The organism is Sorangium sp. So ce385, assembly GCF_051474135.1.
Lineage (GTDB): Bacteria > Myxococcota_A > Polyangia > Polyangiales > Polyangiaceae > Sorangium > Sorangium cellulosum_D.
The window spans coordinates 12,853,371-12,868,208 of the sequence record NZ_CP150337.1 but is presented as its reverse complement, the minus strand read 5'-3'; the positions used below and the strand labels follow the sequence as shown (position 1 = coordinate 12,868,208).

Sequence of the window (14,838 nt, the reverse complement as noted above, 5' to 3'; positions counted from 1 at the left end):
TCGGACGCGGCTAGGCGCCTCGGGCGCGGGTCGCCTCGCCGATCGCGTGGGTGATGTGCCCCTCCAGCTCGCCCGCGGGCAGCTGCTCGGACTCCACGACGACGAGGCGCGCTCCCGCGTCCTCCGCGAGCAGCTCGAACGTCTGCGGCGCGCGCTCGTGCAAGTGGCTCGGCAGGACGATCGCCAGCGGGCGGAGGCGGACCGCCATCCCCCACGCCGACGCCGCCTCGCACGAGCGGACGAGGAAACGAGCCCGCGCCGCAACCCTGCGGCAACGGGCCAGAAAACCGGGGCTGCAGTCGAGCGCCAGCACGATGGGTATCCGGATCAACTGACTGCTGCTACTAGGGGGCTCCGACATAGGAAGATGCTACTCCAGCGAAGCGCTATTGCGCGTCCTCTTATCCCGCATAACCGATACAGAGCTTTCCCGAAATAGAAAACAACAAGCTCGCAAGCTCATGTAAGCAGTCACGCGTCATTTTGGTGTATTGGGTAACGTTCTGTGAGAGCAGGATATTTGAAATGAACGCTGCGAGAAGCAAGGCGCCAGCGCACTACCGCCCACGCGGCGCGGAAGTTGGCCGAAATGTTGGCCCAGCAGCAACGGCAGATGATGCCCTGGCCGATCGCACGTCAATGAAATGATGTACCGAGGACGGAGTCCATCCCCGGACGCGGGCATCGGGGACACCCGGACAGATGAAGCGCACGTGGTAGACGTCGCTCGGGACGTAGGCAGTGAAATCAGCGTCCACGAGAGCGCCACACACGATTGGCTCGCGTTCCCCCATCGATCCGGCGAGACGGCCGTCGCGGCGCCAGGGCGCCTCCCGCCGTCGAGGTTGGTGCACCTCAAGGAAGTTGGCGCGCATACGGAAAGGAGATCGTGTGTCATCGCGGACGACCGCGCACGCCTCCTCCCGGACGGCCACCGGGACACGCTCCTTCTCACCAACCACCGTGCGCTCGCCGCGCAATCGGCGACTGAACCGGTTAACTTGCTCACAGATGCTCGCGCGCGTGCGGCCGGGGCCGGATTGTTTCCGCCACGTTGCGGGAACGTTACGGGGAGCGCCGGCGGCGGCGCCGGGCCCGGAGGCGATCCGCGCCCGGAGAGGTCCGATGCCTTCTCCCAGGCCGGCGGCTGCAGGGCAGGGGCACCGGGGTGAGGCCGAGAGCGATGGCGGTGTGGAGGTGGCAGCTGCAATAAGGAGCCAACTATATCATTTGATCGCCCGGAGAGAACAGCATCTGGCATCAGCCCCCACGGCGACGGTCGCGCCGGGATGGCGACGATATCGCAGCAGGGGCGGAGTCGAAGCTGTAGTAACGCTGGATTTTTACAGCATCGCCCGCTGCACGTGGGCTTCCCCCGGGGGCGTCCTGACAACAGGGGCCGGCGATAGCGTGGTTTCCGGGCACGGAGGCGGCGCGCGCACCCGCCGGTAGGTGCGTTGACGCCGCGGCGCTCTCAAAGAACGTTGAAGGTTAGGAAACACACTAAACTAAGACCGGCGCTGGCCGTTTCGCAGTGAACACCGGACGCCGCTTCCGAGGCCAGCGCGGCTGTGGGGCGTACGTTCGAACACGGCGCCACACGCGCGACCGCCGGGTTGTGCCCCCGAGATCCTCGGAGCCGAGCGCCCGGCCCGGTGAGGCGGCTTGCCCGGCGCGCCGCCGGCGGCCGCGCGGCGCCGCACGAATGGCCCGCTCGCGGGGAGGACGCTGGGGCGCACATGGTATATGCCGGCCCCATGGCGCAGGTGCACGGAGGCAAGCTCGTCTCGAAGGCGCTCGCGAGGCACGGGGTGACCCACCTCTTCACCCTGTGCGGCGGGCACATCCAGGCGATCTACGACGGGTGCCTGGACGACGGCATCCGGGTCGTCGACGTGCGGCACGAGCAGACGGCCGGCCACGCCGCCGACGGGTACGCGCGGGTCACCGGGAGGCCCGGGGTGTGCGCGGTCACCGCCGGGCCGGGCGTCACCGACGTGGTGACCGCCGTCGCCAACGCGCAGCGCGCGGGGATCCCGATGGTGGTCCTCGGCGGCGCCGGCCCGCGCGCCCTCGCCGACATGGGCTCGCTGCAGGACATGAACCACGTCGAGCTGATGCGCCCCATCTCCAAGTGGAGCGCCTCCGTCCCGTCGACCGACCGCATCCAGGAGTACGTGGACTCGGCCTTCCGCGTCGCCCAGGCGAACGTGCCAGGCCCGGTCTTCCTCGAGATCCCGCTCGATCTGCTGATGGGCTTCGCGGGCGACGACGCGCCCGCCACCGCGCCCGCGCCCCCGGCCCGGCCCGGCGGCGACCCGGCCGCCGTCGCGCGCGCCGCGGCCCTGCTGCGGGAAGCGGAGCGGCCCATGTTCATCGTGGGGAGCCAGCTCCGCTGGTCGCCGCGGCGGGACGCGCTGCGCCGCTTCGCCGACGCCGTGAAGGCGCCCTTCTACCTGAACGGCATGGCCCGCGGTGCGCTGCCCCACGCGCACCCCGGGCTGATGAGCCGCTCGCGCCGCTTCGCCCTCGCGCAGACCGACCTCTGCGTGGTGCTCGGGACTCCGTTCGACTTCCGGCTCGAGTACGGCCGCGCCGTCGGCCCGGCCGCGAAGGTCGTCCAGATCGATCTCGACGGCAGCGAGCTCGGCAGGAACCGCCGCGTCGACCTCGGGATCGACGGGGACAGCGGCGTCGTGCTGGAGCAGCTGCTCGCCGAGGTGCCCGAGAAATCCGCCGAGGCGTGGCTCTCGGCCGTGCGCGAGGCGGAGGAGCGCGCGCGCGCGAGGATGCTCGCCGAGATCGCGAGCGACAGCGACCCGCCGAACCCGCTGCGCGTCTGCGCCGAGATCGGCAAGCGGCTCGGCAAGGACGACATCGTGATCGGCGACGGCGGGGACTTCGTGGCCACGGCCGCGAACGTGCTGAAGCTCGAGTGGCCGCAGCTCTGGATGGACCCGGGCCCCCTCGGCACCCTCGGCGTCGGGCCGGGCTACGCGATGGCCGCCAAGCTCGCGCGGCCCGAGGCCAACGTCGTCCTCGTGTACGGCGACGGCTCGTTCGGGTTCCACGCGCTCGAGTTCGAGGCGATGGCGCGCCAGGGCATCCCCGTCGTGAGCGTGATCGGGAACGACGCGGCCTGGACGCAGATCCGGCGCGGGCAGGTCGAGCTCTACGGCGAGGGCCGCGCGCCCGCGACGTCGCTCGACCTCACCCGGTACGACCGCGTGGTGGACGCGCTCGGGGGCTTCGGGGCCTTCGTCGAGCGCGTGGAGGAGCTCGGGCCCGCGCTGGACGAGGCGTTCCGGTGCGGCAAGCCCGCCTGCGTCAACGTGAAGATCGCGAAGAGCGACTTCCGCAAGGGCGCCATCAGCGTCTGATCCGTGGAGCTCCGGTTCGTCCCCCCCGACCTGCAGAGCCTCGACGAGCTCGACTCGGAGGTGCTCGCGTGCGCCCCGTTCAGCGACGCGCTGCCCGCCCACGGCGTGGCCGGCCTCTGCGACTGGCGGCTCGGCGGCCGGATCTCGGAGCTCCGGCGGCAGGGCCAGATCACCTGCGAGCTCGGCGAGGTCGTGATGATCCCGTGCAAGCCGCGCATGGCCTTCGACAAGCTCGTCCTGTTCGGCGCCGGCCGGCGCGACGCGTTCGACGAGGCGATCTTCCGCGAGGTCGTGCGCCGGATGCTCGCGACGATGGGCGGGCTCTGCACGCGCGTCGCGGTGGTGGAGCTCCCGGGGCGGCACGACGGGCTCATCCCCGCCGAGCAGGCCGCCGACGCGCTCCTCGACTGCGCGGGCAGGGAGCGCGGCGACAACGTGTGGACGCTGGTGGAGCGCGCCGAGGGCCGGCAGCAGATCACCCAGCACATGATCGAGCAGCGCCGGAGGGTGCGCCGGGCGCTGTGACGCGCGCGGCGCGGGCGCGCGTCAGGCGGGCACCTTCGGCAGGTCGACGGTGAACGTGGCCCCCTCGCCCGGGCGGCTCTCGACGTCGATCGTCGCGCCGAGGGCGTCGGCGATCTGCCGCACGATCCACAGCCCCATGCCGAAGCCGCTGTAGTTCTCGCTGGAGACGGCGCGCTCGAAGCGCTCGAAGATGCGGGCCTGCTGGTCCGGCGCGATGCCGATGCCGCGATCCCGCACCACGAGGCGGGCGCGATCCCCGAGGTCCGAGACCGCGACGTCGATGCGCCTGCCGGCGCCGTACTTGATCGCGTTCGAGAGGAGGTTCGTGACGATCTGATCGAGGCGGAGGCGATCCCACCGGCCGACGACCGAGGCCGGGGCCGACAGCTCGACCGGACAGCCCGCGGCGGCGAGCTCCTCGCGGAACCGATCCAGCACGTCGTTCACGGTGGCCGCGAGATCGACGTCCTCGAGCTCGAGCTGCAGGCGGCCCGCGGAGATGCGCGAGATGTCGAGCAGGTTCGTGATGAGCCGGGCGAGCCGCTCGACCTGGCGCTTGATCATCTCCAGCCGCGGCGTCGCGCGCTCGGCGGTGAGGTCGCCGCGCTTGCCGGCGCGCAGGAGGCCGTCGACCTGCAGCTGCATGGGCGTGAGCGGGGTGCGGAGCTCGTGGGAGGCGATCGTGAGGAAATCGTCGCGCGCGCGCACGGCGAGCTGCGCCTCGCGGTAGAGCCGCGCGTTGTCGACGGCCAAGGCCGCGCGCCGCGCGAGATCCTGCGCGAGGTCGAGATCGACGGCGTCGTAGCGCCGGTGCGTCGAGGCGAACGAGAGCGTGCCCAGCGTCCGGCCGCGCGCGGTCAGCGGGACGGTGAGGTGCGAGGCGAGCGAGAGCGAGCGCAGCGCCTCGTAGTGCGCCTGATCGAAGGAGATCGCCCGGACGAACGAGTCGGTCACCCGGGGGATGAGCTCCGGCTGCGCCGTGCGCAGGACCCTGCCGATGCCGCGCGCGCAGGTGTCGGCCGTGAGCCGGCCGAGCAGCTCGGCCGCCGCCGCCATCGAGGCCTCGGCGTGGGCGGTGACCTGCCGCTCGGTCGCGCCGGACTCGTCCTGCAGGAGGAGCACGCAGATCTGCGCGAAATCGGGGAGCGCGACGCGGACCACGCGCCGCAGCGTCTCCTCGAAGTCGAGCGACTCGCCGAGGATCTGCCCGGCCGAGACGAGGATGCGCTGCGCCTCGTGGACCCGGCGGCGCTCGGTCACGTCGCGGGTGACCTTCGCGAAGCCGCGCAGGCGCCCGGCCTCGTCGAAGAGCACGTTGATCACCTCGTTCGCCCAGTAGCGCGTGCCGTCCTTGCGGACGCGGTAGCCCTCCTGGACCGAGCGCCCGGCCTCCACCGTGCACTCGAGCTCCGCGGCGGGCCTGCCGAGCTCGACGTCCTCCGGCGGGAAGAGGACCGAGCAGTGCCGGCCGATGATCTCGTCGGCGCGGTAGCCGTTGATCCGCTCGGCGCCCGGGTTCCAGCTGGCGATGCGGCCCGCGGGGTCGAGCATGAAGATGGCGTAGTCCTGGACGCCCTCGACGATGAGGCGGAACCGCTCCTCGCTCTGCTTGAGGCGCCGGTCGGCGCGCGCCTCGGCCGCCTCCATCTCGCGGCGCAGGAGGAGCTCGCGCATCCTGCGGTTCTCGTCCTCGTAGTGCTTGCGGCGGAGCTGGGCGCGCAGGCGGGCCTTGAGCACGGTGAGCTCGCCCGACTTCGTGACGAAGTCGTCGGCGCCGGCCGAGAGGGCGTCGAGGATCGCCTTGTGGTCGTCCCGGCCGGTGAGCATGAGCAGCGGGATCGGCCGCCACGCGGCGTTCGCCTTGATGCGGAGGCAGGTGGCAGGACCCGACAGCCCCGGCATCACCATGTCGAGCAGGATGCCGTCGACGCGCGCCGCCGCGAGCCGCGCGAGCGCCTCCTCCCCGGAGTGGGCGAGCACCGCGACGTAGCCCTCGTCGCGCATCGCCGCCGCGACCTGGTGCAGGTACGTGGGGCTGTCGTCCACGATGAGGATGCGATGAGGCGGCGTGTCCGTTGGGCGGTTCATGGGAGCCTCCCAGGCAGGCTCCGGTCAGCGAGGGCAGCCGCCCTGGCCGGGCGCGTGGTCGTGGCTGAACCGGCGCTGCACCCGCCGATGCCCCCCCGCGGCGCCCCCACCCTCATTGGCCACCCGTGCAGGTTGGCATGCATTCTCCCCCGCCGACGCGAGAAGCCTACCTGGCCCGATGCACTTTGCGTACAGCATCCTTTTTCTACCAGATGCCAATCGCCCGCAACGTTGCGCCCCCCACCGTCCTGCGGAATCCCATCCACGAGCCCACCAGGTCGCTGGATCGAGCCGGATCTCCAGAAAGAGCGTACGGGAGCTCCTGTGCGGCAAATCAGGCAAATGAGGATTGACAATCGACGAGCTACCGAATTGATGGCGAGTCCACCGACTCGATATCTGCCGGAGAATCGCGGCGTCACGGCGCCGCGCCCGCCCCGATGAGGGCGCGAGAGACCAGCGCCGCGCGGCGATCACCGCCGCCTCGGGAGCACCGGAGGGAGCGCCGAGCCGGCCGCGCGCGGCGGGCGAGGGCGGGAGATCGCGAGTCCGTCACCCCGCGTCGATGAGCTCGATCATCGCGGCCCGGGCGGGCCCGCCGGCGGGGATCCAGCGGCAGAGCTCGTCGACGCCGACGTCGTCGACCACCCGGCGGAGCTCGGCGCGCGCGGCGGCGAGCTCGCCCCGGGCGGCGAGCGCGTGCGCCCGGGTGATGCGGTAGCGCTGGCGCACCTCGGACGGCTCGTCCCGCTCGCCGTCCGAGCGGCCGACCAGGGAGAGCGCTCCCTCGGCGTCGCCCGTGCGCACGAGCACCGCGGCGCGCGCGCCGCGCACGAGCGGGCGCACCGACGCGGGCGCGCGCTCCTCGTCCAGGTCCGGAAGGAGCCGCCTGGCCGCCTCGACGTCGCCCGCGCAGAGCTGCCAGTGGGCGAGGTTGCTCATCACGAGCAGGCGCACCCCGGGCGGCGTCCAGTCGAGCGGGACGTCGCGCAGCGACGCGGCCGCCGCCCGGTAGCTGCCCTGATAGGCGAGCGACTGGCCGACGACCTGCGCGGCGTACGCGTAGATGGCCCGAGGATCGCCGCGGTGGGACGGCGGGGACGCGGCGGGAGCCTCCCCGGCGCGCGCGGCCGGACGAGCGGCCCGGAGGAGCCGACCCGTGGGCGCGGGGGCCTCGGCGCGGCCGGCGGACCGCGCGGCGCGCCGAGCCTGGACGAGGCCGCCGAGGAGGAGCAGCAGCGCGGCGACGGCGGCGATCGCGCACGCGGCGCCGGCCGGGATCATCCGGCGGGCTCCTCGGGCGGACCGGCGGCGCGCGCGACCTGGTCGGGGCGGACCGCGGCCGGATCGAAGCGCTGCGCCGACGCGAGCATCTTGGTGAGCGTGGGCTCGAACGGCGCGTCCGGGGACCGCTGGAAGCGGAGCGGGTTGATGCGGGCGACGACGAACGCCTTGAGGTAGGGGCTCTCGAAGCCGCGCGCCTTGAGCGCGTCGACGGCCTGCGCGACCGCGTCGTCGACCGCGAGGAGGAGCTCGGCGCGCGCCCTGCGGGTCTCGAGCGCCTCCGGGAGCGGCTCGTCGAGGAAGCGGTCGACGTGCCGGAGGACCGACTGGTAGGCGCCGCCCGAGAAGCGGGGGCGCTGCTCGTAGCAGAGGCCGAGGGTGAGCAGGCTCGGCTCCTCGAACTCGAGGCGGAACTCCTGCTCCGGCCGCGGATCGAGATCGGCGAGGGAGCGCGCCATCCGCGTCACCTCGAGCGCCTTCTCGCGGATGTTGTGCGCCTTCTCGGTGTTGAGCGCGAGGATGCGGTACGCGATCCGCTCGTCGGGCAGCACGAGCGCGACCGCGCTCTTCGCGCCGAGGCGCGTGAGCGCGGCGCGGCGGTGGTTGCCGTTCGGGGTCCAGTACCTCCCCTCGCCGGGGGCCGACGGCCCGGCCCGGCCCGGCCCCGACGAGAGCGGGGTCCGCACGGCGATGATGGGATCGAGGAAGCAGTCGAGCTTGTCGATGACCTCGCCGAGGCGCGCGACGTGCGCCTCCGAGAGGTCGCGCTGGAACGGCGTCGGCTCCACCCGGTCGAGCGGCAGGCCGGCGAGGACCGCCCACGCGCCGCCGACGGGCTCGCGGTAGACGGCGAGCACGCTGCCGCCGTCGCTCCGGATCGCCTCGGCGAGCGCGGCGACGTCCGGCGGGGGCGCGCCGGCGGCGAGCTCGGCGGCGTCGAGGCCGCGCGTGCCCGCGGCGGGCGCCGCCTTCTTCCGCCGCGCCCGGGGGGCGGGCGCGGCCTTCGGCTCCTTCGGCGCCCGCGGCTTGGCTGTGCGCTTCGCGGCCATCGGTCCTCCTCAGCGACCCCGGAGCATGCCCCGGGGATCCGCGCTCGGCCCCCCTCTCGTCGTGTCGGCGATCGCCTGGTGGAAGCGCTCGAGCCGCTGGTCCGCCGCGTGGAACACGGTCCCCTCCGGGTACCTCCCGTCCGCGTCGGCGACGCCGGCCGGGACGCCGGTGATGATCTCGATGCCCTCCTCGACCGAGCTCACCTCGTACACGTGGAAGCGGCCGGCCTCGATCGCGGTGATGACGTCGCCCCGCAGCATGAGCGCGTCGCGGTTGGCGCTCGGGATGAGCACGCCCTGCTCGCCCGTCAGGCCCTTGGCGGCGCACAGATCGAAGAAGGCCTCGATCTTCTCGTTGATGCCGCCGACGGGCTGGATGCTCCCCTGCTGATCGATGCTGCCGGTCGCGGCGAGCTCCTGCCGGATGGGGACGCCCGAGAGCGCCGACAGGAGCGCGTAGAGCTCGCTCGACGAGGCGCTGTCGCCCTCGATGGGCTCGTAGGTCTGCTCGAAGACGAGCGAGGCGCCGAACGAGAGCGGGCGGCGCTGGGCGAACCGCGCGGCGAGGTAGCCCGTGAGGACGAGCACGCCCTTGCTGTGGAGCGGGCCGGACATCTCGACCTCGCGCGCGATGTTCACCGGCCCCTCGCGGCCCGGGTAGACGACCGCCGTCACCCGGCAGGGGCGGCCGAACGTCTGCGGGCCGTCGGACAGGACCGAGATCGCGTTGACCTGCCCGACGCGCCGGCCGGTGACGTCGATGCGGATCGTCCCGTCGGAGAGCATCTCGTGCACGTGGTCGCGGAAGTGGCTGCCGCGGCGGCGCGCCGCCTCGAGCGCCTCGTTGACCTCGGGGCCGTCGACGACCTTGCGGCCGCGGCGCTGGGCCCGGTAGCCGGCCTCGGTCGCGACCTCGGCGATGAGCCCGAGCTGCGCGCTCACCTTGGTCTGGCTCTCCGCGAGGCGGCCGCCGTGGAAGAGGAGCGCGGTCACGCCGTCGGCCGTGATCGGCGGCAGGCCGCGATCGTGCGCGAAGCCGGCGAGGAACGCGGGGTAGGTGAGCAGCGCCTGGTCGAGCGAGATCGTCGTCTCGAAGCGCGCCTGCACCTTGAAGAGCTGCGAGAACTCCGGATCGGCGTCGTGCAGGTCCTGGTAGAGCTGCGGGTTCGTGACGAGGACGACCTTCACGTCGATCGAGATGGGCGGGAAGAGCAGCTCCTCCGCGGTGCCGCGGAAGTACGACGGGTTGTGCTCCGGCACGATGAACTTGCCGGCGAGGAGGCAGGCCTTGAGCTGCTCGTAGAGCGCCTCGTTCTTGAGGAGCGCGCCCGCGGGCAGGATGAGGAAGCCGCCGGCCGCCTCGTGGAGGGCGCCCGCGACGGCGAAGCCGGGCTCGGGCGGGAAGCCGGAGTCGGGCGGCGCGTGGGTGCGGCCGAAGAGGGCGCTCAGCGTGGGGTAGGGGACCTCCACGACGGGGGCGCCGGAGTCGGGCGTGTGCTGGGTGAGCAGCGTCGGGACGACCACGCCGCGCGGCAGGGTGGCGCCGCCCTCCTCGCCGCGCGCCTCGTCGACGAGCAGGCGGAACTCCTTCGAGACGACCGTCTCGACGTCCGCGAGGAAGGCGCTGATGTCGTCGCGCCCCTCGAAGCGCGCGCGCACCGGCTGGAAGCAGCCCTTCACGCCGTCGCTGAGCAGCTGCTTCACGACGCTGCGCAGCTCGGCGTCGGCCTCGTCCTGCACCGTGGCGAGCCGCATCTCGAACTCCTCGATGGAGCCGGCGATGGCGTGCAGGGCCTCGCCGTCGGGCGCGTTCGAGGCGTCGTCGAGCGAGGTGATCTGCACCTCGTCGTCGCCGCGGACGAGGTCGAGGCCGAGCTCGCGCGCCGCGGACTTGAGCTGCTCCTCGAGCCGCCGCTCCTCGGCGTTGACCCGGCGCTGGATCTTGCCGCGCGCCTGCTTGAAGCGCTCGCCCTCGGTCGCGCCGCGCAGGGCGTCGACGAGCTTCTCGTGGAGCTCCTCCATCGCCTCGACGAACGGGCGGCCCTCGCCCGGGGGGAGCGACAGGACGGTGGGCTCGCTCGGGCGGTGGGGGTTCGGCAAGAGGAGGATGTCGTCGGGCGTGGGGCGGCTCGCGGCGATGCGCTTCGCGACGGCGCGCGCGCAGAACGTGCGGCCGGTGCCGGGCGCGCCGACGACGACGACGTGGAAGCGGGGCTGGCGGATGTCGAGGCCGAAGGAGAGCGCGGCGAGGGCGCGCTCCTGCGAGCCGATGCCCGCGGACAGCGGCGCGACCTCGTCCGTCGTGGAGAAGCGGAAGCTCTGGGGGTCGACGATCTTGCGGCACTCGCTGGCGGGCAGCTTCCGGGCGACCATGGCGGCGCACCATAGCGCCTTTCGACGCCCGCTGGCGTGGAGCCCGCCCGTCGGGGCGCGGCCGCGCGGATCCGCGCCGGCGATCGCGCCGGAGAACACGCTGAAGAGCGCGCGCTACCGCCGCAGGACCATCACCGGGCAGGGGGCGCCGCAGAGGACGTCGCGGAAGACGCCGCCGTGGTGATGCTCGAGCTGCCCGTGCCAGACCAGGACCACGAGGTCGCTCGTCAGCTGCCCGGCGAGCCGCAGGATCTCCGCCGCCGGCTCGCCCTTGCCGAGGAAGAGCCGCGTGGCGACGTCGTGGGGGCAGTGGCCGATCGCGCTGAGGAACCGGGCGAGGAACTCCTCGGTGAACGCGGGCCACTCGTGCTGGGGCTGATCGACGTACAGCGGCGCCACCATCGCGCCCGGCTCGGAGGGCAACGGCGTCGAGACGGGCGGCGCGTCGTCGGCCTCCCGCGGCGAGGCGCCGCCGACCATCACGATGTCGAGCTCGGCGTCGAGCCTGCGGGCCAGCTCTCCGGCGGGGGCGATGGCGGCGGCCGTGCTGGGGGTCCCGTCGAGCGGCAAGAGGATGCGCTCGAGGCGCGACGGCGCCGGCGCCGCCGGGCCGATGACGACGACCCCGCAGGCGGCGGACTCCAGCGCGCGCGCGGCGAGCCGGCCGACGCCGAGGCGCTCGTCCACGACCTCCTCCGGCTCGGAGTCCACCACCACGAGGGACGCGCCGCGGCCCCTCGCCGCCGCCGCGAGCGCGCCCGGCGGATCCTCGCTCGCGGCGACGTGCAGCACCACGCCCTGCAGCGCCTCCGGGGCGACCCCGAGGTGGGCGGGCACCTCGCTCGCCTCGAGCGGCTCGGCGCAGACGAGGAGCCCGTGCAGCGGCGCGTGGAGCGCGTCGGCGATGAGCCGCCCGAGCCCGAGGGCGCCCTGGTGGGCGCGGCGGCCGTGGAGCGCGACGAGCACGCTCCTGCTCCGCGCGCCGCTCTCCGGCGAGGGCTCGTCGCCCCCCTCGCGCGCGCCGAGGGGCGGATCGGCCGCGGATACCGGGCCGGACAGCGCCACACGTTCGCCGAGAGACCCATCGCGCACAGCGCTCAGCATGTCGTGACCTCCTCCCATGGCTGGAACCGGCCGCCGATCCGCCGCGCCGCGTAGCGGCGGCCCGGCTCGGCCACCACGGCGCAGGCGACCGCGCCCGCGTCGAGCGCGGCGATCGGCAGCGGCGCGCTCCCCTCGAGCGCGATCTCCACCGCGCCGTCCTCCACGTGGATCTCGAGCGCGCGGCCTCGCCACGAGATCGGGATCTTGAGGTGACGCCAGCCCGGCAGGAGGTGCGGCTCGACGCCGATCGCCTCGTCCTCGTCCGGCCACGGCGGCGCGGGAGGGAGCCGCGCCGCGAGGGCGCTCCGCGGGACGCGCGTGAGGCCGGCGACGCCGAACGCGACCGCCTGCCAGAGGCTGCCCATCGCGGCGATGTGCACGCCGCCCGCGGCGTTGCCCATCGTGTTGCCGAGGTCGATGTCGGCGGTCTGGTCGAAGTAGCGCTCGGCGTGGGCGTGGAGGTCGAGCCGGGCGGCGACGAGCGCGTGGGCGCCCGGGCTCAGCGAGCTCCCGTGGGCGGTGCGCGGCTCGTAGTAGAGGAAGCTCTCGCGCCGCGCGCTCGCGGGCACCGCGCCCCAGAGCAGCGCGATGAGCTGCACGACGTCCGCCTGCTTCACCACCTGGCAGCCCTGCGTCCGCGCGCGACCGAGCAGCACGTCGATCGGCGCGCTGCGCACGGCGTAGTCGGCGATCGCGAACGGCTCGAGGCGGAAGTAGCCCGCGAACTGCTCGATCACGCCCGCGCGCGGGTCGAGCCCGAGGGCCATGCGATCCGCCACGTCGCACCAGCGATCGACCTCCTCGGGCCGGAGGTCGAGCCGCGCGAGCACCTCGCCGCGCGCCACGCCGCGCCGGACGACCGCGGCGGCGGCGCGGAGGTTGTACCGCGCCATCCAGTTCGTGAACGCGTTGTCGTCGACGGCCTCGTGGTACTCGTCCGGCCCGATGACCCGGCGGATGTGGGCGAGGCCGTCCGGCCCGGTCTCGGCGCGGCTCGCCCAGAAGCGCGCCGTCTCGACGAGGATCTCGGCCCCCTCGCCGCGCTCGAACTCGAGATCGCCGGTCGCGCGGCCGTAGGCGTGCGCCGCGTACGCGACGTCGGCGCTGATGTGGTGCTCCTGCTCGCCGGAGAGCACCCGGACCACCTCGCCGAACGGCGTGACGAGGAGCGGGGGCGTCGTCTCGTCGCCCGTGTCCGCCGACTCCCACGCGTAGAGGGCGCCCTCGTAGCCGAGCGACCTCGCCTTGCGGCGCGCGCCCGCGAGGGTGCGGTGCCGGTACAGGAGCAGCGCGCGCGCGGCCTCGGGGTAGCAGTGCGTGTAGAACGGGACGAGGAAGGTCTCGGTGTCCCAGAAGACGTGGCCGCGGTACGCCTCGCCGCTGAGCCCGCGCGCGCCGATGGAGCAGCGCGGGTCGTCCGGGTTCGCGGCGCCGATGAGGTGGTAGAGGGCGAACCGGAGCGCCCGCTCGATCTTGGGGGCGCCGTCGATCTCGACGTCGGCGCGGCGCCATCGCTCCGCCCACGCGCGCGCGTGCTCGCCGAGCACGTCGCCCACGGCGCGGCGCGAGAGCTCCGCCTGGAGCGCCTCGCCCGCCTCGCGCGGCGCGGGGGTGTCGCGCGACGTGTGCAGCGTCGTCGTCCGGAAGAGGCGGAGCCGCTCGGCGACGCGGACGCCGATGTCGCAGCGCTCGGCGATGGAACGCGCGCCCTCGGCGCGCTCGCAGCGCGCGCCCTCGGGGGCCTCGGGCGGGGGCGAGCCCTCGGCGGCCTCGCGCGGGAGCACGCGCAGGTGCGAGGTCATCGCGGTCTCGAGCCCGCCGTGCGTGCGGCCGACGAGGAGCAAGCTCTCCGCGCGCGCGTCCGCCGTGAAGCGCGCCCAGTGCGCCGCGCCGCTCGCGCTCTTCACGTCGCCGCTCAGGATCGCGTCGACGCGGATCGTCCCGGTGAAGTTCAGGGGGGCGACGCTGAGCGCCTCGACGAGGACGTGGCGGTCCGCGAGCGACGCCGCGTGGAGCGTGTGGACGTGCGTGAGGTGCCCGGCCTCGCCGCGCCGCAGGCACTCGCGCAGCAGCGCGCCGCGCCGCAGGTCGAGGGCGCGGAGGTGGTGCAGCACGCCGCTCGTCTCCGCCGAGAACGACTCGCCCTCGATGGCGACGCTCAGCCGGCCCCAGTCGGGGGCGATCACGAGCTCCGGGACGCGGCTCACGTCGGCCGAGGGCTCGAACGCGCCCGCGATGAAGGTCGCCGGCCGCGACACGCTCGACCCCTCCGGGAGCGACGCGCGCGAGCCGAGGTAGCCGTTGGCGATCGCGAGCAGCGACTCGATCTCGTGCTCGCGCGCCACGTCGAACCCCGGCTCCTCGACGATCCACGCGGCGTCGCGCGGCGCCGCGAGCGCGCCGAGCTCGCGGTCGAGGTCCCGCTGGAGCGCCAGGATCTCGCCGAGCCGCCGCGCGCCGGCCGCCGCGTGGGTCGCGCCCGCGAGCTCGGGCGCGCCCGCGAGCCCGCGCGCGCCCGCGGCCGGCGCGCCCCCGCCCGGCTCCGGCGAGATCGCGAGCCAGTCGCGCGGCGCGATGCGGAGCGGCGCGATCACCTGCGCGAGCAGCGCGGCCAGCGCGGAGCGCCCGTCCGGCGGCGTCGCGGCGGCGAGCGCGACGGCGGCGCCGCGGCGATCGAAGCCGTAGAGCTCCGCGCCCTCGAGCGCGCCGACGAAGAGCCGCCGGCGCTCCGCCGCGCTCTCCGCGCGCGCGCCGCGCTCGAGCCGCCGCGCGAGGTGGGGCACGCCCTCGCGGGCGAGGATCGCCACGCGCACCCCCATCGCGAGCAGCGCGTCGAGCAGCGCCGCGGCGCCGCCGTCCGCCTCCGGGAGGAGGCTCGCGTCGAGGGCGACGAAGCGGAAGCGGTGGTGCAGCTCGGCCGGCAGCCGGATCGCGGCCGCCGGCGCGCCCGCGAGGCCGGGGCTGCTCGGCCCGCCCCGCGCGTGGACGGGCGGCCCGGCGGCGCTGTCCTGGAGAGACGACATCCTCGGCTCCTC

The 14,838-nt window shown here is 74.2% G+C and carries 9 protein-coding genes; 2 read left to right on the top strand and 7 right to left on the bottom strand.

The genetic code is table 11. The annotated features are described in order from the left end of the window. Positions 1-10: 10 nt before the first annotated feature. Positions 11-331, bottom strand: a complete 321-nt coding sequence (locus WME83_RS47155) for a hypothetical protein (protein WP_437316256.1) — start codon at positions 329-331, stop codon at positions 11-13. Positions 332-1,739: 1,408 nt separating this feature from the next. Between WME83_RS47155 and WME83_RS47150 the strand changes: the two genes are divergently transcribed. Together WME83_RS47150 and WME83_RS47145 are read left to right on the top strand one after the other, a co-directional pair. Beyond that, a complete protein-coding gene (locus WME83_RS47150; RefSeq protein ID WP_437316255.1) occupies positions 1,740-3,380 on the top strand; it encodes a thiamine pyrophosphate-binding protein in 1,641 nt (546 codons plus the stop codon). Positions 3,381-3,383: 3 nt separating this feature from the next. Then, positions 3,384-3,905, top strand: coding sequence for a M17 family peptidase N-terminal domain-containing protein (locus tag WME83_RS47145; protein ID WP_061623693.1), 522 nt, complete (start codon positions 3,384-3,386; stop codon positions 3,903-3,905). 21 nt (positions 3,906-3,926) lie between these two features. Here WME83_RS47145 and WME83_RS47140 read toward each other — a convergent pair whose 3' ends face one another. The 6 genes from WME83_RS47140 to WME83_RS47115 all read right to left on the bottom strand — a co-directional run bounded on the left by WME83_RS47140 (position 3,927) and on the right by WME83_RS47115 (position 14,826). Continuing rightward, positions 3,927-5,993, bottom strand: a complete 2,067-nt coding sequence (locus WME83_RS47140) for an ATP-binding protein (RefSeq protein ID WP_437316254.1) — start codon at positions 5,991-5,993, stop codon at positions 3,927-3,929. 552 nt (positions 5,994-6,545) lie between these two features. Continuing rightward, on the bottom strand, positions 6,546-7,277 hold the full coding sequence (locus WME83_RS47135) for a hypothetical protein (protein WP_437316253.1): 732 nt from the start codon (positions 7,275-7,277) through the stop codon (positions 6,546-6,548). After that, positions 7,274-8,326 carry a chromosome partitioning protein ParB gene (locus WME83_RS47130; RefSeq protein ID WP_437316252.1) on the bottom strand — a complete coding sequence of 351 codons (1,053 nt, stop codon included), beginning with the start codon at positions 8,324-8,326 and terminating at the stop codon, positions 7,274-7,276. Before WME83_RS47130 ends, WME83_RS47135 begins: the two co-directional genes overlap by 4 nt. Positions 8,327-8,335: 9 nt before the next feature. Then, positions 8,336-10,699 carry an AAA family ATPase gene (locus tag WME83_RS47125; RefSeq protein WP_437316251.1) on the bottom strand — a complete coding sequence of 788 codons (2,364 nt, stop codon included), beginning with the start codon at positions 10,697-10,699 and terminating at the stop codon, positions 8,336-8,338. 114 nt (positions 10,700-10,813) lie between these two features. Then, on the bottom strand, positions 10,814-11,803 hold the full coding sequence (locus WME83_RS47120; RefSeq protein ID WP_437316250.1) for a universal stress protein: 990 nt from the start codon (positions 11,801-11,803) through the stop codon (positions 10,814-10,816). Further along, a complete protein-coding gene (locus WME83_RS47115) occupies positions 11,797-14,826 on the bottom strand; it encodes a glycoside hydrolase family 65 protein (protein WP_437316249.1) in 3,030 nt (1,009 codons plus the stop codon). The genes WME83_RS47120 and WME83_RS47115 overlap by 7 nt, the downstream gene beginning before the upstream one ends. Positions 14,827-14,838: the final 12 nt, after the last annotated feature.

Bases quoted from the DNA above. Each gene is read 5' to 3' on its own strand.
- WME83_RS47150 (WP_437316255.1), top strand. From the start codon at position 1,740: ATGGTATATGCCGGCCCCATGGCGCAGGTGCACGGAGGCAAGCTCGTC.
- WME83_RS47140 (WP_437316254.1), bottom strand. From the start codon at position 5,993: ATGAACCGCCCAACGGACACGCCGCCTCATCGCATCCTCATCGTGGAC.
- WME83_RS47135 (WP_437316253.1), bottom strand. From the start codon at position 7,277: ATGATCCCGGCCGGCGCCGCGTGCGCGATCGCCGCCGTCGCCGCGCTG.
- WME83_RS47130 (WP_437316252.1), bottom strand. From the start codon at position 8,326: ATGGCCGCGAAGCGCACAGCCAAGCCGCGGGCGCCGAAGGAGCCGAAG.
- WME83_RS47125 (WP_437316251.1), bottom strand. From the start codon at position 10,699: ATGGTCGCCCGGAAGCTGCCCGCCAGCGAGTGCCGCAAGATCGTCGAC.
- WME83_RS47120 (WP_437316250.1), bottom strand. From the start codon at position 11,803: ATGCTGAGCGCTGTGCGCGATGGGTCTCTCGGCGAACGTGTGGCGCTG.
- WME83_RS47115 (WP_437316249.1), bottom strand. From the start codon at position 14,826: ATGTCGTCTCTCCAGGACAGCGCCGCCGGGCCGCCCGTCCACGCGCGG.